Source organism: Streptomyces sp. NPDC107562, from assembly GCF_055657325.1.
In genome coordinates this window covers 336726-356638 of sequence record NZ_JBVKBE010000003.1, presented here as the reverse complement: position 1 = coordinate 356638, position 19913 = coordinate 336726, and the positions used below count along the sequence as shown (strand labels likewise).

Below are 19913 nucleotides of genomic sequence, written 5' to 3'. Positions count from 1 at the left end.
TTGGTGGTGCTTTCCCCCAGTGATCTCCACGATCGCATGCGGCACTGACAACCAGAGGACAGCGTTCCGCATCGGCCGCCGGCATGACGCCGCAAAAGGTGACGGCGATTCAGGACACAGGGCGTGAATCCACCCATGCCGCCTCGAACTCCTCCCGGTACGTACCGAAGAGTCCCCCCTCGTCCACCTCGCCCGACTTGACCACCCGGTTGCCGTTGCGCAGCACCAGCACCGGCGCCTCCATCCCGCGGGTGCGGCGCAGATAGGACTGCACGACCGCGATGCCGTCCGAGCCGTCGCCGTCCACGAGGTAGGCCGTGAAGCGGGGGGTCTCGTCGTAGACCTGGATCTCGAAGGCGTCCGGGTCCCGCAGCCGGGCGCGCACCCGGCGCATGTGGAGGATGTTCATCTCCACGGCCCGGCCCAGCTCGCCCCGCTTGATGCCCAGTTCGCGCTCGCGGCGCTTCACCGCGCTGGACGCCGGGTTGAGGAACAGCAGCCGCACCCGGCACCCGGCCTCGGCCAGGCGCACCAGACGGCGCCCGGAGAAGTTCTGCACGAGCAGGTTGAGGCCGATGCCGACGGCGTCGAGACGGCGGGCCCCGCCGAAGATGTCCTCGGCGGGGAACCGGCGCATCAGCCGCACCCGGTCGGAGTGCACGGCGACGACGTCGGAGTAGCGGTCGCCGACCAGGTCCTCGACCGCGTCGACCGGCAGCCGGCGCGCCGAGGGCACGTCCCCTCCCGAGCCGAGGGTCTCCAGCAGCCGCGCCGAGGCCCGTTCGGCCTGGTTCAGCACGGCCTCGGACAGGGCCCGGTTGCGGGAGACGACGTTCCGGGTGACCTCCAGCTCGTCGAGCGCGAGTTCGACGTCCCGGCGCTCGTCGACGTAGGGCTCGAAGCACGGCCAGTGCTGCACCATCAGCTCGCGCAGCTGCGGCAGGGTGAGGAAGCTGAGGACGTTGTCGTCCGCGGGGTCGAGGAGATATCCCTTGCGCCGGCTGACCTCCCGCACGGCGACCGCGCGCTGGACCCACTCCTGGCCGGCCGGACCGGCCGCGGCGACCACCCACTCGTCGCCGTGGACGGGTTCGTAGATGGGGCGCAGGACGGCGGCCACGACCGCGCGCAGCCGCTGCTCGACGAGGTTCAGCCAGATGTAGGCCCGGCCGGCTCGCTGGGCGCGGGTGCGCACCTCGTGCCAGGCGTCGGCGTCCCAGTCCAGTTCCGGGCCGATCGAGTGCGTCTCCATCGGTCTGGCCAGGGACACCGTGCCGGGCGGGACCTCTGTGGAGCCCCCCTCGTGACCCTCGTCACCTGGGGGCAGCTCCAGCCCTCCCGAGCCCACCCGCGCACCGCCTTCCGCTCCCCCGAGCACTCCCCGTCCCAACGATCAAGGAAGGGTACTCCGGGAGCGGTCGGCGGTGCAGCCGGATGGGCAGGCTCGTCTCCCAACTTCCTTACTCGGGGCGTCCATTCTGATCAGCCAGCTCGGCCGGCGTGAGCGGATTCATAGCGGTCACGTCGCGCGGGGCGACGGACAGGCCCTGCCAGTGGACCGGCATGGGCTGCTGGTCCTCGTCGCGCGCCACGTGGTGGAAGCCGACGTTGACCCAGACCACCGGGTTCTTCAGGGCCTGTCCGTTCACCCACTTGTCGACGGACCTGCCGTGTCCCGCGCCGCAGTCCGGCAGGTTGTCGCTGGCGTACTGCTCGCACTTGGCGTACTCGGTGAAGTACACGTCGTGCCTGGTGTAGCTGCGGCCGGGGTACTTGGCCCCGGCGCCGGGCACGAGCTCGTACGAACGCCGGTGCCCGTCCTTGTTCTTGCCGGTCGCGCTGACCACGCGCCACCAGCGCATGTTCCTGGCGTCGCCGGCGAGTTCCTTGGTGATCGCGGTGCGGGTGGTCTTGTTGGTGGGCGCCGGGCGGCCGCCGGCGGGGGCGCTGACCTTCGAGTCGTACTGCTCGACCCGGCCCTTGGTGGAGCCGTCCAGGTTGAAGTGGAGCCGCCAGAAGACGTTGTGGCTGTGGCTGGTGGCGTAGGCCTTGGCACCCTTGCCGATCGGCCAGCCGCGGCCGTCGCCGGCGTCGTAGTCCACGGGCGACAGGGACCCGGTGGCGCCGACGTTCATGTTGATCGTGCCGTCGTCCTGGAAACGCCACTCGGTGATGTACTCGTACCAGCCGACCTGGTTGACGGTGTAGACGAGCAGGTCCTTGCCCTGCTTCTGGAAGACCTTGTTCGCCGTCTCCCCCTGCATGCGGTAGGCATGACCACGCGAACGAGTGGTGGTGCACAGGCCCTTGACGTTCTGGTGGGCGGGGTCCCAGGCCTCGGGCACCCGGACGGTCTTGATGGTGCCGCCGGGGCACTCCCCGGGTGCGAGGTCCTTCAGTCCCTGGCCGAAGCCGGCCTGGGTGAGGTCCTGGTACTCGGCCTTGCCGTCGTCGTAGGGCACATGGATCTGGCCGAGCTTGGCGGAGGCCAGCACCTTGATCGGGCGGGCCTCGCCCGGCGGCTGGTAGGTGATGTGCTCCAGGACGAGACCGGCCTCCTTGTGGTAGCGCCAGCACATGCGCCAGGTGGTGCCGGTGGAGAGCTTCTGCTCGATGCGGTACGCGGCGCTGCACTCGGCCGCCGGTGCCGCCGCCTTGGGCCGCGCGGCGGCGGGACCCGCCCCGGTGGTGACACCGGCGGCCAGCCCGGCCAGTGCGAGGGCCAGGGCCGTCCGCCTGCGGGCGCGGCTGTTGCTGATCACGGACATGACGAAATCGACTCCCTTGCGGAAGGCTCACCGGAGCCCTCTGGAGGATCGGTGGGAAGGAGGGACCGAGGCAGGCCGGCGGCGGGGTTGCACCCGCGCGAGCGGCTCAGTCGGGGAGTTCGCCCACCTTGCGGGCGCTCAGGTCGATCACCAGGTGCCGGGCGTCGATCCACGGCCCGTTCTTCACCTTCGGGAACAGGCGCACGCAGCGGTGCTCACCGCACCGGTCGAGCACGGCGGGCTGGGCGCCCGGCGTGGCCCGGTACACCATGCTGTTGAGCAGCAGCTGGTCCGGCGAGGTGAGGTCCTGGCCGGTGGCGTCCTTGTAGTCGGCCTTCAGACCCGCGCCCAGCGGGTCGGCGATCAGCAGCCTGGCCGCCTCGGTGGCCTCGGCCCGGCTGAGCGGCGGCTGGACACCCCGCTGACGGGCGGTCCGCTCGACCTTCCCGGTGCCGAGGTCGACCGTCCGGGTGACGAGGGTGTCGTCCCCGTAGTCGTAGAACGACACCTCGGCGCGCCGGGGCGCCTTCGGGTCGCCCAGTTCGGCGGCCTCCGGTTCGGCGAGCTCGACGCCGAGCCGCTGCGGTCCGCGGCCGCCGTCGACGCCCTCGCCGGAACTGATCAGCTGCCGGCTGAGCGCGAGGCGCTCCACCCGCTTCGTCTCGTCCTCGGTGAGCGGGTCACGGCCGGTGCCCGTCTCGCCCTGGGCCGGCGCCTGCTCGACGACGCCCGGGGGCACGGCCTCGCGGCCGTCCGCGGCGCCCTGGGACGTCCGCTGGGCCCCGCGTGCGTCGGCCGTTCCCCCGGCCGTGTCGTCGGCGCCCGCCGTGCCCGGCAGGGTGATCCCCACCATCACCGCGGTCCCGGCGAGCGCGATGGCGGCTCCGGCCACCACCTTGCCCAGATGGCGGTGCACTGTGTTGCGCACAATCTCCCCCTACTCCCCCTGATCTCCAGGGGAGTACGTGTCTGCCCCACTGATTCGGCATACCTCCGTATGCACTGGTCGACCGGTAAGAGGGCAGTAAGTCATAGGTGGTTCCCTCACTTTCGTGGAGACTCGGTGCCAAGGCGGTCCCACCACCACGACACACCTGGAAGAGTCGTATCCATGCAGGTCTGGCCTGGAGAGGCATATCCGCTCGGCGCCACGTACGACGGCGCCGGCACCAACTTCGCGGTCTTCACGGAGGCCGCGGACCGAGTAGAGCTGTGTCTGCTGCACGACGACGGCTCGGAGACGGCGGTGGAACTGCGGGAGAGCGACGCGTTCGTACGGCACGCGTACCTGCCGGGCGTCATGCCGGGGCAGCGCTACGGCTACCGCGTGCACGGACCCGACGCGCCCGAGCGGGGGCTGCGCTGCAACTCGGCGAAGCTGCTGCTCGACCCGTACGCGCGCGCGATCAGCGGTGCGGTCTCCTGGGGCGAGGAGGTCTACGGCTATCGCTTCGGCTCCCCGGACGAGCGCAACGACATGGACTCCGCCCCGCACACCATGACGTCCGTCGTGGTGAACCCGTACTTCGACTGGGGCGACGACCGGCCGCCCCGCACCGAGTACCACGAGACGGTGATCTACGAGGCCCATGTCAAGGGCCTGACCATGCGGCACCCGGGGCTGCCCGAGGAGCTGCGCGGCACCTACGCGGCGCTCGCCCATCCGGCGGTCATAGAGCACCTGACCGGGCTCGGGGTCACCGCCCTGGAGCTGATGCCCGTACACCAGTTCGTCAATGACCACCGGCTGGTGGACATGGGCCTGAACAACTACTGGGGCTACAACACCATCGGCTTCTTCGCCCCGCACAACGCGTACGCCTCCTGGGGCGACCGGGGCCAGCAGGTCCTGGAGTTCAAGTCGGCGGTGCGCGCGCTGCACGAGGCCGGGATCGAGGTGATCCTGGACGTCGTCTACAACCACACCGCCGAGGGCAACCACCTGGGCCCGACCCTGTCCTTCCGGGGCCTGGACAATCCGTCGTACTACCGCCTGGCGGACGATCCCCGGTACTACATGGACACCACCGGGACCGGGAACTCCCTGCTCATGCGGTCGCCGCACGTGCTCCAGCTGATCATGGACTCGCTGCGGTACTGGGTCACCGAGATGCACGTCGACGGCTTCCGCTTCGACCTCGCGGCCACGCTGGCGCGGCAGTTCCACGAGGTGGACCGGCTGTCGTCGTTCTTCGACCTGGTGCAGCAGGACCCCGTGGTGTCCCAGGTGAAGCTGATCGCCGAACCGTGGGACGTGGGCGAGGGCGGCTACCAGGTGGGCAACTTCCCGCCGCTGTGGACGGAGTGGAACGGCAAGTACCGGGACACCGTGCGGGACCTGTGGCGGGGCGAGCCGCGCACCATGGCGGAGTTCGCCTCGCGGCTGACCGGCTCGTCCGATCTGTACCAGGACGACGGACGCCGGCCGCTCGCCTCCATCAACTTCGTCACCTGCCACGACGGTTTCACGCTGCACGACCTGGTGTCGTACAACGACAAGCACAACGAGGCCAACGGGGAGGACAACCGCGACGGCGAGAGCCACAACCGGTCCTGGAACTGCGGCGCGGAGGGCGAGAGCGACGACCCGGACGTGCTGGCGTTGCGCGGCCGGCAGATGCGCAACTTCATCGCCACGCTGATGCTCTCCCAGGGCGTGCCGATGATCAGCCACGGTGACGAGTTCGCGCGCACCCAGCGGGGCAACAACAACGCCTACTGCCAGGACAGCGAGCTGGCCTGGGTCCGGTGGCCGCAGGACGGCAGCGAGCTGCTGGACTTCACCCGCGCGATGGTGTGGCTGCGCAGGGACCATCCGGTGCTGCGCAGGCGGCGCTTCTTCCACGGCCGGCTGGTGGAGGGCACCCACGACGAGCTGTCCGACATCGCCTGGTTCACCCCCGAGGGCGAGGTGATGACCCAGCGGGACTGGGAGTCGGCGCAGGCGTCGGCCCTGACGGTGTTCCTGAACGGCAACGCGATCTCCGAGCCCGGACCGCGCGGGGAGCGCATCACCGACGACTCGTTCCTGCTGATGTTCAACGCCTCGCCCAGGGCGCTGGACTTCGTGGTGCCGGTCGACCACGGACGGCAGTGGCAGGTCGTCGTCGAAACCGCCCGGCCCGAGGGCGTGCCCGCGGGCACCGGCGCGAAGGTGGCCGACGGGGACCGCATCACCCTGCCGGACCGGAGCCTGACGGTGCTCCAGCGGCCCGCCTAGACCGGGGGCCGCTGCACGCGCGCGGGGTGAGGTGGCTCCCGGCGCGCCCGGTGCAGGTCGCCGGGCGCGCCGTGGCCGCCGTGCCGGGCGGGCGGGGCCGGCACGGGTCACTCCCCTGGCGTCACCCTCGCTCCCGCCCGCCGGGATCCGGCCACGCGTGTGGGCGCACGGGCGGCGGGCGATGACACGAAACCCGGCGGGGCGGGTACGTAGCTCTGCATGACACCTGAGCGTCCTGACCCGGTGGTGCCCACGGCCACGTACCGGCTGCAGCTGCAGCCCGAGTTCCCGTTCGGCGCCGCGGCGGCGGCGGTGCCGTACCTCGCCTCGCTCGGCGTTTCCCATCTGCATCTGTCCCCGGTCCTGGAGGCCGTACCGGGCTCACTGCACGGCTACGACGTGGTGGACCACGCGCGCGTGCGCGAGGAACTGGGCGGCGAGGCAGGGCTGCGGGCGCTCGCACGCACCGCGCGCGAGCACGGCCTCGGCCTGGTGCTGGACATCGTCCCGAACCACATGGCGATGGCGCCGCGCCACAACCACGCCCTGTGGGAGGTGTTGCGCCAGGGCCCCACGTCGCCGTACGCCCGCTGGTTCGACATCGGCTGGGAGGCGCAGGGGGGCCAGTTGCTGGTGCCGGTGCTCGGGCAGCCGCTCGGCGACGCGATCGAGGACCTGAAGGTCGACGGGGACGTCCTGCGCTACCACGACCACGCGTTCCCGCTGCGCGAGGGCACCGACCGGCTGCCCCTGCCGCAGCTCCTGGACGCGCAGTGGTACCGCCCGGTGTGGTGGCGGCTGGCCCGGACCGAGCTCAACTACCGGCGCTTCTTCAGCATCTCGGAGCTCATCGGGGTGCGCGTGGAGGACCCGGAGGTGTTCGAGGCGACGCACGCCAAGATCCTCCAGCTGCTGCACGAGGGTGTGCTGGACGGGCTGCGCATCGACCACCCCGACGGGCTCGCCGACCCCGACGCCTACCTCCGGCGGCTGCACGAGGCGACCGGCGGGCGCTGGACGGTCGTGGAGAAGATCCTCTCCGACGGGGAGAGCCTGCCGGCCTCCTGGCCCGTCGCGGGCACCACCGGCTACGACGCCCTGCGGCACGTCGACGGCGTGTTCGTGGACCCCGCCGGCGCCGGTGAACTCCTCGGCCAGTACCGGCGGTTCGCGGCTCCGCAGACGGACCGGGGCGGGCACTGGGAGGCGACGGTACGGCGGGCGGCGTACCGCGTGCTGGAGCACGAGCTGGCCGCCGAGGTGGACCGGCTGACCCGGGCGGCGAGCCGCCTGTGCGCGGCCTCGCCCGAGCCGGAGCTGCGCGACCGCGCTCCCTGGGCGCTGCACACGGCGCTGCGGGAGCTGCTGGTGCGGATGGAGGTCTACCGGCCGTACCGCTCCGGGGACGCGGCGGCCGTCGTCACCGAGGCGGCCGCGGTGGAGGCGGTGGCCGCCTTCGTCGTACCCGAGGAGGCCGGCGCGGTCGACGTCGTGCGGGGGCTGGTGCTGGGCCGCTACGGCGACGGGCCGGACCAGCTGGACTTCCGGGCGCGGTTCGCGCAGACCGCGTCGGCGTTGCGGGCCAAGTCCGTGGAGGACACCGCGTTCTACCGCTACGTGCCGCTGCTGTCGGCGACCGAGGTGGGCGGCAACCCGGGGGTGCCCGCGCTGGCTCCGGAGGTCTTCCACGCGTACTGCGCGCGCGTGCAGCGCGACTGGCCGCTCACCGGGACGGTCGTCTCGACGCACGACACCAAGCGCAGCGCGGACGTCAGGGCGGCCCTCGCCGTGCTCACCGAGTGCCCGCAGCGCTGGGCGGACGTGCTGACGGAGGTGACCCGCACCGGTGAGGGGGTGCCCGACGCGCAGGTGGCGTGGGCGGCCTGGCAGACGGTGTTCGGCCTCGGTCCCGCCGACGCGGACCGGGTACGGCAGGCGCTGCTGAAGCATGTCCGCGAGGCGGGCCTGTACACCAGCTGGACGGAGCAGGAGCCGCCGTACGAGGAGGCGGTGACGGCGTTCGTGGACGCGGGGCCGTGCGGTCCGCCGGGAGAGTCCGTGGCCGCCCTGCGCGCGGAGCTGGAACCCCACGTCCGGGCCAACGTGCTCGGCACGGCACTGGTCCATCTGACGATGCCGGGGGTGCCGGATCTGTACCAGGGCACGGAGGGCGAGTACCGGGCGCTGGTCGACCCGGACAACCGCCGCCCCGCCGCGTTCCCGCCGGCCGAGGACCCCGGCGCCAAGGGTGCGCTGACCGCCGCGGCACTGCGGTTGCGGGCGCGGCGGCCCGGGGTGTTCGGGGAGGGGGCCACCTACGTGCCGCTGGCGGCCGAGGGGGCGGCGGCCGCGCACTGCCTGGCGTACGCCCGCTCCGACGAGGTCGTCGTGGCCGTCACCCGGCTGTCGCGGCGGCTGGCGGAGGCCGGCGGCTGGCGGGAAACGGCGTTGCCGCTGCCGCCGGGACGCTGGGTCGACGTGCTCGCTCCCGAGCGGGGGTTCAGCGGGCACGCGCGCGTGGGGGAGCTTCTGGAGCCGCTGCCGGTGGTGCTGCTGGAGCGGGTCGGCTGAGTCCTGGGGCGGAGCTGGGCGGGCACACGCGGGCGCGGGCCGGGTCGGGCGGATCCAGGCGGGCGCGGGCGGGGTCGGGCGGATCCGGGCGGTCCGGTGCGGGACCGGGCCGCCCCGCGGCAGGTCGACCGGGCCGCCAGGAGGAGCGGATCGGCGGGGGCGTGCGTGCGCCGTCCTGGCGTGCACGCGTCCGCGCGCTGCCGTGCGCGCATCCGGGCGCCCCCCGCAGGCTCCCCCGCCCTCTCCTTGACACCGCACCTGGACCGTGCGGTACTGCGGGAGCGAAGCCGGGCGGACACGTCGGGGGTGAGTCCTCTGCCGGAGCTGCGCTACCCCACCGTGACCGAAATCGTGTCGTCCGCCCGGGCGTTGGCCGCTCGGGATCCCGGCTTGTGCGCCCTGCGCCAGATCGGCCTCTCCCGCGCTGGCCGGCCGCTCCACATGCTGTCCGTGGGACGCTCGCGGCACGCGGTCCTGGTCGTGGCGGGCGCCCACGCGAACGAGCCGACGGGGGGTTCGACGCTGCTCGCGGTCGCCGAACGGGTGGTGCACGACTGGCAGTTGCGGGCCGGCATCTCCTGGCACTTCCTGCTGTGCGCGGACCCGGACGGGGCGAGCCTGCACGTGACGCCGGCGCCGCGCAGCCTGTACGACTACCACCTCGGATTCTTCCGGCCCGCGGGCCCGGAGCAGCCGGAGTGGTCGCCGGCGGTGCTGCCGCCGGACCGGCTGCCGCCCGAGACGCGGGCCCTGACCGGCGTGATCGACGAACTGCGGCCCTATCTCCAGGTGACACTGCACGGCACCGACCTGGGCGGCAGCTGGGTGCAGCTGACGAAGGACATACCCGGCCTCGCCGAGCCGTTCGCCAAGTCTGCGGCGGAGCTGCACATCCCCGTGGAGACAGGCGCCTCGGACGCCGCGGGGTGGCCCGCGGCCGGACCCGGGGTGCATGTGATGCCCGCCGCCGGCGCGGGACAGGCCTACCCGAGCATGCCCTCGGACGACGCCCGCCGCAGCACCTGGTACCACGTGCACCGGTACGGCGGTCTGACAGCGGTCGTGGAGGTGCCGATGTGGGCGAGCGACCTGGTGGACGACCCCGCCCCGCATCCGGCGCCGGCCGCGGCGATGCGGCGTCTGGCCGGCCGGCTGCTGCGGGACGCGCTCCGGGTGGAGCGGGTGCTCTCGCAGGCCGCACCGCGTCTGGAGGGCCTCGACAGCCCTTTGCTGCGGGCCGCCAGATGGGCGCTGGAGCTGGTGCCCGGGCTGGCCGCCGACTGGAGGGACACTCCGCCCGCCGGGCACACCATGGCGTACGTCGGGAGCGTCGACGCCTTCGCCCGCCGCCTGCCCCTGCGGGCGGCGGCGATGCTGTTGCGGGTCCTTCAGGAGACCGACGACCGGGCGGCCCCGCGCCTCGAACGGCTCGTCGCCGCCTGGAGCGAGGCCTTCGCCGACCGATTCCGGGCCCGCTGGGTGCCCCTGGAGAACCAGGTCGAGCACCAGGCCCGCACCGTCGTCACGGCGGCCCTGCACGCCCGCGACCGCGCGGCGTGACCGGTCAGCCGTCCAGCGCGAAGACCGCCCCCGTGCGTGCCTCCGTCTCGCAGGCGTTGCCGAACGTCCGCCGGTAGTCGACGGCCTGCCCCCGCCAGTGCCCGCGCGCGTGGACCGTCACCGGCGCGTGGACCATCGGGCAGTACGCGTGCTTCAGCGGGAGCCGGCCGATGTCGCCGCCCACGGAGGCGAGCTGGGCGCAGGCCTCGGTGGCCCGGCCGTGGCCCTGGGGCGGGTCGCACAGCAGCAGGGCGCCCCGCGTGTCGCCGGACCCGCCTTCGCCCCGGGTGACCGTGAGGTAGAGCCAGTCGCTCACACGGGACTCCGGGACCGTCGCCCGCGCCGGTGCGGCACCGACGAGGAGGAGGGCGGCGGCGGCGGCCGACAGACCGCCCCGCAGGGCTTTCGTGGTGAGGGTGTGCGTCATTCCCGGTGCATCGGCACGACCGGTTCGCAGCCCCAGCCCGACTCACCCGAACGGAAGTCCCGGGGCGCGTGCCGCCGGGCCAGGTCGAACGCGGCGAGAATCACCTGGGACTGGTACTCGGCCTGGCGCGCGACGGGGATCCAGCGGGCCCCGCAGCCGTCCCGGTAGTCGGCGCACCACCGGTCGACCAGCCCGTCCAGCTCCGGCAGCACACCGGCCGGATCGCGCCCCGCGCGCGTGACGAGCTGGTGCAGCAGCCCCGCCGTGCGCAGCGCGAGCCGGCGTGCGGAGACGCGCAGGGCCGTCAGATGGGCGGTGGTCAGCGGCGGCAGGGTGCGGCGCGGCCGGTCGCCGAGGTCGGGGTCCCAGTCGTCGGCGAGCCCGGGGCACACGAGCAGGTAGTCGTCGACCGGCGCGAGCAGCCGGGCCGCGTCCGGGACCGTGGCGGCGTGCGGGCGCACGCGCGCGAGGATGCCGCGCAGCAGCCGCGTGTCGTGGCGCAGCGCCCGGCTGAGCGCGCGTAGCGCCGCCTCGGTGTCGGCGGGCGCGGAGCCGTCCCCCACGGCGTCCACGCCCCACATGGGGGCCTCCACGACCGCCGTCACCGTGCCGTGCCGGTGCGGGTGGTACCACGTCGACTCGACGGCCGCCTCGGTGATCGCCGCGACCAGGTCTCCCCGGCGTGGTGGCGGTATCCGGTAGACGGCGGGACCGAGCACCGGCCAGTACAGGGCGTCGTACGCGCCGAGTTCGCGCGGGATGCCGAGGCGGGCCGACGCCTGGGCCACGGCCTGGGGGAGGCCGGGCAGGTCACGGGTGAGTTCGACGAAGCCGCCGCCGACGTCCACGCCGTGCAGGGAGCACTGGAAGAAAGGTTTCAGTTCGTCCTGGAGGGCGAGCAGCGCACGCGTCTCCGGCAGCGCGGCGCCGGCCGCGCCGTCGGGCAGCCACTCGGGCTGTTCGTGGAAGCCGGGGCGGAAGAACCGCCGGAAGTACCTGTCGAGGCTGTACGGCCCCGTCAGCCAGCCCTCGTTGTGCCGCAGGCCGTCGGGGTCGAGGCACAGCAGCAGGTTCCAGGTCGTGTCGGCGCCCTCGGTCAGGCGGGGGTCGGCGAGGGCGTGCTCGGCCAGCAGCAGGACGGTGGCGCCGCCGACCGGTTCGTTGGCGTGCGGTCCCGCGACGACCAGGGCGTGCCGGCTGCCGTGGCCGACGGACAGCAGCCACAGGGGAGTTCCCGCGCGCGAGGTGCCGACGCGGCGCAGCCGGGCGGCACCGGGGTGGCGGGCGACCAGGGCGGCCGCGCGTGCGCCGAGCTCGTCGACGGTCGGATACCGGAGGAGTGGCGGCAGGGCACACCTCCGGTGCCGTCGGTTCACCTGATGTGCGTGGTGTACGCACAGTCAGTCACGAGTTCAGGAGTACGTCAACACCGCGACGGTCAGGGCGACTTGAGGCGGTCGAAGGTCCGCCGCGCGCGGACCGGGGGCGTTCCGCGGGCCTCGGCGCGGCGGGTGCACGGCTCCGCTCGGTGCCGCCCGGTGCCGCCCGGTCGTGCTCAGTTGGCGGCGAGCCGGAACGCCGTCTGCCCGAAGCCGACCTGGTCGCCCTCGCGGACGACGGTGGCGCCGGTGACGCGCCGCCCGTTCACGGTGGTGCCGTTGGTGGAGCCGAGGTCCCGAAGGACCCACATGCCGCCCTGGCGGGTGAGCTCGGCGTGCACCCGGGAGACCGTCTCGTGGTTGAGCCGGAGTCCGTTGGCGGGGTCACGGCCTATGCGCAGGGGGTGGCCGACGGCGGGGTGCGGCAGCAGCAGCTTGGGCAGGCGTTCGGCCCGCCAGGACCTGCGCAACCGCTCGGTGAAGCCCGACACCGCCTCGACCGTGCCGAACACCATGCGCGCGAGCCGGCTCTCGGTGGGCAGGTCGGCGGTGAGGACCGCGAGCTCGTCGGACCGGCGGGCGGCGAGCGCCAGTTCCATCCGCCGGACGAACGTGTCGTGCGAGAGACGGCCCATGGCGACGCCGTCACGCAGCACCTTCAGCGCTTTGTCGCGCTCCGCGTCGGACAGCCGCGCGGGGTAGGTCGAGAACTCGAAGGACGACGTCACACGGGTGATTGTCGGGCAGTGAACCCCGGGTGTCCAGAAATCGGGGAAACGGCCACCACACGCGCGTACCGGACGACACCCGGCGCAAAAGGGGGTAAGCACAAGCGGATTGATCTCGTGTGAAGCACGATGGTCGAGCTACATCACGGTGAGCAGACGAAGGGGAACCGTCCGTGCAGTTCGAGGTGTGGGCACCGCAGGCCGACCGTGTGACGCTCCATTGCGACGGAGCCACGCGCGCGATGGAGCAGGATCCGCAGCGAGCGGGGTGGTGGGTGATCGAGGCGGAGGCGCGGGACGGCACGCGCTACGGATTCGCGGTGGACGAGGGCCCGGTGCGGCCCGATCCCCGCTCGCGACGGCAGCCGGACGGTCCGGACGGGCAGAGCGCGGTGGTGGAACACGGACTGCACACCTGGCGCGCCGAGTGGCCCGGCCGCCCGCTGCCGGGTGCGGTCCTCTACGAACTGCACGTGGGCACGTACACCCGCGAGGGCACGCTGGACGCGGCGGCCGACCGCCTCGGACACCTCGCGGAACTGGGCGTCACCCACGTGGAGTTGATGCCGCTGTGCCCGTTCCCGGGGCGGCACGGCTGGGGTTACGAGGGGGTCTCGCTCTGGGCGGTGCACGAGCCCTACGGCGGGCCCGCGGCGCTCAAGCGCTTCGTCGACCGGGCCCATGAGCTCGGTCTCGGCGTGGTCCTGGACGTGGTGCACAACCACCTCGGGCCGTCCGGGAACCACCTGCCCGCGTTCGGCCCCTACTTCACCGACCGGCACCACACCCCCTGGGGCACGGCCGTCAACCTGGACGCGCCCGGCTCGGACGAGGTGCGGGCGTTCCTGATCGGCAGCGCGCTGGCGTGGCTGCGCGACTACCGGCTGGACGGGCTGCGGCTGGACGCCGTGCACGCACTGGTGGACACCCGCGCGGTGCACTTCCTGGAGGAACTGTCGGCCGCGGTGGACGCCCTTGCCGCGGACACGGGCCGGCCGCTGTTCCTGATCGCCGAGTCCGACCGCAACGACCCCCGGCTCGTCACCGGCCGCGAGGCGGGCGGCCTGGGGCTCCAGGCGCAGTGGAACGACGACTTCCATCACGCCCTGCACGCGGCGCTGACGAGTGAGTCGCAGGGCTACTACGCGGACTTCGCGCGGGCCCCGGTCGGCGCGCTCGCCAAGACCCTCACCGGCGGCTTCTTCCACGACGGCACCTACTCCAGCTTCCGGGGCCGGCGGCACGGCCGGCCGCTGGACCGGTCACGGATCGCCGCGCACCGGCTCCTCGGCTACAGCCAGACCCACGACCAGGTGGGCAACCGCGCACAGGGAGACCGTCTCTGCGCGGACCTGTCCCCCGGCCTGGTGGCCTGCGCCGCCGCGCTGGTGCTGACCGGCCCGTGCACGCCGATGCTGTTCATGGGCGAGGAGTGGGCGGCGGGCACGCCGTGGCAGTTCTTCACCGACCACACCGACCCCGAGCTCGCGGAGGCGGTACGGCGGGGCAGGCGACGGGAGTTCGCGGCGCACGGGTGGGCCGAGGAGGACGTGCCCGACCCGCAGGACCCGGCGACCCGGGACCGTTCCTGCCTCGACTGGACCGAGCCCGGCAGCGATCACCACGCGCGTGTGCTGGCCTGGTACCGCAGGCTCATCGCCCTGCGCCACGAACAGCCGGACCTCACCGACCCGGACCTCGCCGACCTCAAGGTGGTCCACGACGAGGAGGCACGCTGGCTCGCCTTCCGGCGCGGTGACATCTGCGTGGTGGTGAACCTCGCCAAGACCCCCGTCGGGATCCCCCTGGGCACCCGTCCGACCGAGATCCTCGCCGCCTGGGAGCCGGTCACGGCGCCGGACGAGGACGGGGTGCTGCGGGTGCCCGCGGAGTCCTGTGTGGTGGTGGCACAGCCCTAGGGTCCGCCCCGCCCGCGGGTACGCCACCCGCCGCCGGAGCGCTGGGGGCTGTCTGACAATTCGCGTCGTCGCCCGGAGTCCGGCAGACGGGAATTGTCAGACAGGCCCTAGAGGCCGTCGTCGGCGTCGTCCGTGTCGTCGGCGTCGGCGTCGGCCCCCCTGAGTTCCGTCACGCGCTCCAGGAGGATCGCCTCCCACGCGTGCCGGAGCCGTTTCCTCAGGGCCGGCAGGGCCGCGTCGCCCCGGCCGGCGAGGCGGGCGGCCAGGTCGACGAGGCTGTCGCAGCGGGCCAGCCACAGGCCGCGCAGGCAGGGCCGGGCACCGTAACCGGCGAGGGTGGCGGCGCGGACGGCGGCGGGGGCACCGACGGCGAGGGCGAGGACGGCGATGTCCTCGGCGGGGTCGCCGAGGACCACGTCGGCCCAGCCGAGGACGCCGCGGACCCGGCCGTCGGCGCTGACCACCAGGTGCGCGGCGGTGAGACCGTGGTGGACGAGCACCGCTCCACCGCCCTGCGCGGCGAGCTGCACGGCCCCGGGCGGGGTGAACTGGTGCAGGCGGACGGCGTCGAACTCGTCGGCCGCCGCGAGCCGTTCGGCGGCGTCCTCGGCGGCGGCGCGCAGGTCCTCCAGCGAGCGCGGGGCGGCGCGCGGCACACCGAGGGCCTCCGCCTGCCGTACGGGCACCTCGCGCAGCCCCGTGAGAAGCCCCGCCAGGTCGGCCTCGCCGAGGGCGGAGACGTCGTGCTCGGGCGCCGGGCCACCGGGCACCTTGGCGTCCAGCGTGTAGGTGAGGCCGGGTGCCCACTCGCCGTGCGCCACGCTGACCGGGACGGTGACCGGGAGGTGCGGGCGGACGAGGTCGCGGACCCGCAGTTCGCGGCGCTGGCGCAGCGCCGCCTCGCGGTCGGGGGCGAGGCGCAGCACGTGCCGGGTGCCGACCCACCACGTGACGTGCCCGCCGCTCCCGGCGACCGGCCGGACGTCGAGGCTTCCCGCGCCCTGCTTGAGCAGGGAACGGACCAGTTCGCGGACGGTTTCCTCGGTGGGTGGCGGTGCCTGGGTCATGGCGGGACCGTTGTCGCTCGGGTGCGTGCAGGGGCTCTGGGTCGGCTCACTCCACTATCAGCATCTCCCGTGAGGTGTTGTTGAGGCGACGGCCGCCGTCCTCGGTCACGGTCACGATGTCCTCGATGCGCACCCCGAAGCGGCCCGGCAGGTAGACCCCGGGCTCGACGGAGAAGCACATGCCGGGGACCAGGGGCTGCTCCTCGCCCTCGATCATGTACGGCGGCTCGTGGGTGGTGACGCCGATGCCGTGCCCGGTGCGATGGATGAAGTACTCGCCGTAGCCGGCGTCGGCGATGACCGCGCGGGCGGCCCGGTCGACGTCCTGGCAGGGCACGCCCGGCCGCACCGCGCGAAAGCCCGCTTCCTGGGCCGCGCGCACGAGGTCGTGCACCTCACGCTCCTCGCCGGTGGGTTCGCCGACGTGGACGGTGCGCGAGGTGTCGGAGCCGTAGCCGTCCTTGAGGCCGCCGAAGTCGAGGACGACCATGTCGCCGCGCTCGATGACCCGGTCGCCGACCTCGTGGTGCGGGTTGGCCCCGTTGGGGCCGGAGGCGACGATGGTGAAGTCGACCTGGGAGTGCCCGAACCGGCGCAGCAGGGCGGCGAGGTCGGCCGCGACGTCGGACTCCCGGCGACCGGCGAAGGCGACGCGGCGGATCTCCTCGAACGCGGCGTCGGCGGCCGCTCCGGCCGCGGCCAGGAGGTCCAGCTCCGCCGCGTCCTTGACGGCACGCAGCATGGGCAGGGCCTCCGTCAGGGAGGCGTAGGACGTGCCGGGCAGCGTCTTCTGCAGGCCCAGCAGATGCATGGCCCAGGCGTTGTCGCTGATGCCGAAGCGCCCGGAGGCGCCGAGCAGGCCGGCGGTGAGGGCGTAGGGGTCCTTGCCGTCGGTCCAGTCCCGCAGGGTCAGGGCGGCCGCCCCGGCCGCGTGCGCGGCGTCGGGGGCCTCCAGGGTCGGGACGACGAGGACGGGCTCCCGGTCCGGGGCGAGGACCAGCAGGGTGAGCCGTTCGGTGGCGGCGGTGGGCGCGTAGCCGGTGAGCCACACCAGGTCGGGCCCCGGGGCGACCAGCAACCCCGCCAGTCCCGCGTCGGCGGCGGCCCGCGCGGCGCGCCGCATCCGGGTGCGGTAGTCGTCTGCCGTGAAGGGCGCGGCCGTACTGCCGGTCATCCCAGCCTCCTTGAGCCGTTCGGAACCACGGGCAGCATCCTGCCCGCCCGCGCGGGGCGACGCGAGCCGGTAAAACTAATGCTTGGAGGAAGAAATTCCATTAGTAAGTCTGTCGGTCAGTGCCCCGGGAGGCCCGGCGCGACCTCGACCACGTGCGCGGGACGGCCGCTGGTCGTCGGGCCCGCCTCTCGTGTGCCGGCCGGCGAAGGGCGGCCTCACCAGCCACTTCCGGGTGGTCACGTGAGGACGCCGGGCGCCACCGACAACTGCTGGTAGCCGCCGCTCTCGTGCAGCACCGTCACCAGGACGCCCACTCCGGGGCGCGCCTTGTCGACCGCCCGGACGAGGTCGGCCGCGGACTCGACGGGCGTGCCGTCGAACGTGAGCAGCACGTCACCCCGCACCAGGCCCGCCGCGTAGCCGGGACCCGGGATGTGCACGCCCACGACCAGCGCGCCGGACTTCTCGGCGTCGGTGACCTCGACGCCCATGACCAGGTCCGCCGCGGGGGCCGGTCCGGTGGCCGGTGACCCCTGTGCGCCCGGTCCCGACGAGGGGGACGGGCGCGCCGACGACGCCGGGGCGGGGGCCCCGGGCCGTACCGACGCGCCCTGGGCCTCGGCGAGCCTGCTCATGCCGATCACCGTGGCGGCCACCGTGCCCAGCCCGACGCCGGAGAGGACGAGACCCGTCCCGACGAGGAGCCCGAGAAGCAGCGTCGTGAGCCGCCGTCCGCGCCGCCGCGCGGCATGCGGGCGCCGCACGGGATCGGCAGCGGAGCCGCCGTGCTCCTGTCCGGGGATCGGCTTGGGACGCAGCGCAGTCTGTTCCATGGTTCGCCTCCACGGAACCCCTACCCGACGCCCCGCCCCACCACGAGCCACGAAAGAGTGAGACTGCCCGTGGCCGCGGGATCAGCCGACCGTCAGGGGCGGGGACGGGGCGCGGTCCGGCAGGAAGCCGTGGGCCCTGCTCCCCAGCCAGTCCGCCTTGTAGCGGGCGACGCGGCGGTGCCAGTTCAGGATGCCCGCCATCCAGTTCTGCAGCGCGGCCACGTACTCGCCCATGCTCGCGCGGTCCTCGGCCGACAGGTCGAAGTCGTCGTACACGACCGGCAGTTCGGTGGCCGCGACGTGTTCGAACTGCTGCATGCGCTGCGTCATCAGGTCGCCCACGACGGCGAGGGCGGTCGGGTAGTCGGTGCCGAAGAAGTTCTGCACCACCAGCACCGCGTTGTGGATCTCCCCCTCGTACTCGATCTCCTTCTGGTAGGAGAAGACATCGTTGACGAGGCACGCGTAGTCGATGGCGGCGTTCTCCAGCGAGCGGACGGGGCCGCTGCGGTAGACCTCCGGCGGGACGTGCGGGCCGTGGCCCATCCGGCAGAGGCCGAGGGTCAGGTCGGAGCCGAAGGTGGCGCGGCGCATCTCCAGGTAGTCGACCGGGTCGGGGATCCGGTTGTGGACCTGGTTCGCCACCTCCCACACCCAGCTCTCGGTCATCACCTCGATGGCGGCCTTCAACCGCCGGCGCGCTTCCTGGTCCATGTCCGCCGTGGTCCGCCGCCACAGGTCGACGAGGCCCAGCTCCATGGCGTTCGACGGGACGATCACCACCGGACCGTCGACGGGCGTGCAGGCCGACAGCCGCTCCGTGGCCAGCCTGGCGGCGGCGAGGTCGCGGCGGTGCCCGAAGACGAGCGGGTAGTAGTCGTCGCCGTAGGTGCCCCAGGCCAGCCAGCACGCGCTGAGGTCCAGGGCCTCCGCCGTGCCGTCCGGGTCGAGCCCCGCCGAGCACAACGCCAGGTCGGCGGCGGCGAGCCGGTCCTCGTCCCAGACACCCTCGCTGAGCAAGCCCATGCTCCGGGCCCACGGCAGCAGGCGGGCCCGCGCGCCGTCCAGGTCGGGGTTGAGGCGCAGCGGGAACGGCATGTGGATGTCGGGGATCCGGGACGGTCCGACCTTCTGGAAGGGCACGTGCGTGTAGGCGCGCATCCGCTCGGCGCCCGCCGAGGCGAGCAGCGAGCGGATGTCGGTGCCCGAGGTGCCGACACCGGTGGCACCCACGGTCCAGGGGCTGGTGGCCGTGGCGTTCTCGTTCATGTAGCGGCTGGAGCGCATGTGCCACTCGTGGCCGCCGGACTGCCAGTCCTGCAGGCCCTTGGTGTAGGCGGCGATCGCGGCCAGCTGGTCCGGGGTGAGGCCCCTGTCCAGGGCCAGCGCGGGCACTTCGGTGAACGCGGTGTGCTCGAACTGGTGCAGCCGGGAGGTCAGGATGTCGTTGACGGCCTCCGCGGCCTCCTGCGTGGTGCAGCCGAAGAAGGTCTCCAGGACGAGCACTCCGTTGCTGAGCTCGCCCTCGTCCTCCACCTCACGCTGGTAGGAGAACAGGTCGTTGCGCAGGTGGACGCCGTCGGAGAACGTCTCCATCAGCACCCTGAGCGGCCGGGAGCCGGCCACCGACGCGGGCACCTCCGCGGTCGCGTACTCGACGAGCCCCGCGGACCAGGGAGCACCACCCACCTTGCGGCGCATCTCGATGTACTCGACGGGGTTGGCGATCCGCCCCTCGTTGATGTTGGACAGCTCCCACAGGGACTCGTTGAGCAGATGCTCGGTGGCGACGGAGAACCTGCGGCGCCAGTCCATGGACATCGAAGGCACCGTGCGCGCCCACAGGTCGGCGAGGCCCGCTTCCACCGGGTTCTCCGGTTCCGGCACGGGCGTCGACAGATCCAGCGGCATGAACAGCGGCAGCCGGTCCAGGTAGGCCTTGCCGCCCGCGCGGTCCTGGCTGCGCTTGAACGTCTCCAGGAAGTGGTCGTCGAAGAAGAAGACCCACACGTACCAGTCGGTGACGAGGGAGAGCGCCGCGGCGTCGCAGTCAGGGTGCGTGTAGGCGCAGAGCAGGCCGTAGTCGTGCGCGTCGAGGTCGGCCTGCTCCCAGATCCCGGACCCCTCCAGCATGCCCCTCTCGCGTGCCCACACGGTCGAATGGGCACGGGCCTCGTCGAGGTGCGGGTTCAGCCGCGCGGGATACGGCATGTAGAAGTGCGGGAGTTCGAACGGCTGCTGCGTCATGGCCGGGCACTACCCGCGGC

At 73.2% G+C, this 19913-nt stretch carries 14 protein-coding genes; 4 read left to right on the top strand and 10 right to left on the bottom strand.

Annotated features, from left to right (window positions below):
- Nucleotides 1–109: 109 nt before the first annotated feature.
- The 3 genes from ACZ7LV_RS11830 to ACZ7LV_RS11820 all read right to left on the bottom strand — a co-directional run bounded on the left by ACZ7LV_RS11830 (nucleotide 110) and on the right by ACZ7LV_RS11820 (nucleotide 3696).
- Nucleotides 110–1348, bottom strand: a complete 1239-nt coding sequence (locus ACZ7LV_RS11830) for an SAV2148 family HEPN domain-containing protein (RefSeq protein WP_471938293.1) — start codon at nucleotides 1346–1348, stop codon at nucleotides 110–112.
- A gap of 112 nt (nucleotides 1349–1460) precedes the next feature.
- Nucleotides 1461–2768, bottom strand: coding sequence for a copper amine oxidase (locus ACZ7LV_RS11825; protein ID WP_471938291.1), 1308 nt, complete (start codon nucleotides 2766–2768; stop codon nucleotides 1461–1463).
- A 106-nt stretch (nucleotides 2769–2874) separates the two neighbouring features.
- Nucleotides 2875–3696 carry a Tat pathway signal sequence domain protein gene (locus tag ACZ7LV_RS11820; RefSeq protein WP_471938289.1) on the bottom strand — a complete coding sequence of 274 codons (822 nt, stop codon included), beginning with the start codon at nucleotides 3694–3696 and terminating at the stop codon, nucleotides 2875–2877.
- Nucleotides 3697–3879: 183 nt separating this feature from the next.
- Between ACZ7LV_RS11820 and glgX the strand changes: the two genes are divergently transcribed.
- From glgX to ACZ7LV_RS11805, 3 genes are all read left to right on the top strand, one after another.
- Nucleotides 3880–5988, top strand: coding sequence for a glycogen debranching protein GlgX (gene glgX / locus ACZ7LV_RS11815; protein WP_471938287.1), 2109 nt, complete (start codon nucleotides 3880–3882; stop codon nucleotides 5986–5988).
- 219 nt (nucleotides 5989–6207) lie between these two features.
- A complete protein-coding gene (gene treY / locus ACZ7LV_RS11810) occupies nucleotides 6208–8559 on the top strand; it encodes a malto-oligosyltrehalose synthase (protein WP_471938285.1) in 2352 nt (783 codons plus the stop codon).
- Nucleotides 8560–8865: 306 nt separating this feature from the next.
- The gene (locus ACZ7LV_RS11805; protein WP_471938283.1) at nucleotides 8866–10119 is read left to right on the top strand and encodes a M14 family zinc carboxypeptidase; all 1254 of its coding nucleotides are present in this window, start codon (nucleotides 8866–8868) and stop codon (nucleotides 10117–10119) included.
- Nucleotides 10120–10123: 4 nt separating this feature from the next.
- Here ACZ7LV_RS11805 and ACZ7LV_RS11800 read toward each other — a convergent pair whose 3' ends face one another.
- The 3 genes from ACZ7LV_RS11800 to ACZ7LV_RS11790 form a co-directional block, all read right to left on the bottom strand.
- Nucleotides 10124–10546 (bottom strand): SSI family serine proteinase inhibitor, encoded by a 423-nt coding sequence (locus ACZ7LV_RS11800; protein WP_471938281.1) that lies wholly within the window; start codon nucleotides 10544–10546, stop codon nucleotides 10124–10126.
- Entirely contained in the window at nucleotides 10543–11922 is a 1380-nt protein-coding gene (locus ACZ7LV_RS11795) for a M14 family zinc carboxypeptidase (protein WP_471938279.1), read from the bottom strand. Before ACZ7LV_RS11795 ends, ACZ7LV_RS11800 begins: the two co-directional genes overlap by 4 nt.
- A 179-nt stretch (nucleotides 11923–12101) precedes the next feature.
- The gene (locus ACZ7LV_RS11790; protein WP_471938277.1) at nucleotides 12102–12653 is read right to left on the bottom strand and encodes an FHA domain-containing protein; all 552 of its coding nucleotides are present in this window, start codon (nucleotides 12651–12653) and stop codon (nucleotides 12102–12104) included.
- 173 nt (nucleotides 12654–12826) lie between these two features.
- Here ACZ7LV_RS11790 and treZ point away from each other — a divergent pair, with 173 nt between their 5' ends.
- The gene (gene treZ / locus ACZ7LV_RS11785) at nucleotides 12827–14572 is read left to right on the top strand and encodes a malto-oligosyltrehalose trehalohydrolase (protein ID WP_471938275.1); all 1746 of its coding nucleotides are present in this window, start codon (nucleotides 12827–12829) and stop codon (nucleotides 14570–14572) included.
- Between the two features lie 107 nt (nucleotides 14573–14679).
- Here treZ and ACZ7LV_RS11780 read toward each other — a convergent pair whose 3' ends face one another.
- The 4 genes from ACZ7LV_RS11780 to cyc2 all read right to left on the bottom strand — a co-directional run bounded on the left by ACZ7LV_RS11780 (nucleotide 14680) and on the right by cyc2 (nucleotide 19893).
- Nucleotides 14680–15639, bottom strand: a complete 960-nt coding sequence (locus ACZ7LV_RS11780; RefSeq protein ID WP_471938273.1) for a phosphotransferase family protein — start codon at nucleotides 15637–15639, stop codon at nucleotides 14680–14682.
- A 46-nt stretch (nucleotides 15640–15685) separates the two neighbouring features.
- A complete protein-coding gene (locus ACZ7LV_RS11775; RefSeq protein ID WP_471938271.1) occupies nucleotides 15686–16813 on the bottom strand; it encodes a M24 family metallopeptidase in 1128 nt (375 codons plus the stop codon).
- 236 nt (nucleotides 16814–17049) lie between these two features.
- Nucleotides 17050–17646 (bottom strand): PDZ domain-containing protein, encoded by a 597-nt coding sequence (locus tag ACZ7LV_RS11770; protein WP_471938269.1) that lies wholly within the window; start codon nucleotides 17644–17646, stop codon nucleotides 17050–17052.
- A gap of 81 nt (nucleotides 17647–17727) precedes the next feature.
- Nucleotides 17728–19893 carry a germacradienol/geosmin synthase Cyc2 gene (gene cyc2 / locus ACZ7LV_RS11765; protein ID WP_471938267.1) on the bottom strand — a complete coding sequence of 722 codons (2166 nt, stop codon included), beginning with the start codon at nucleotides 19891–19893 and terminating at the stop codon, nucleotides 17728–17730.
- Nucleotides 19894–19913: the final 20 nt, after the last annotated feature.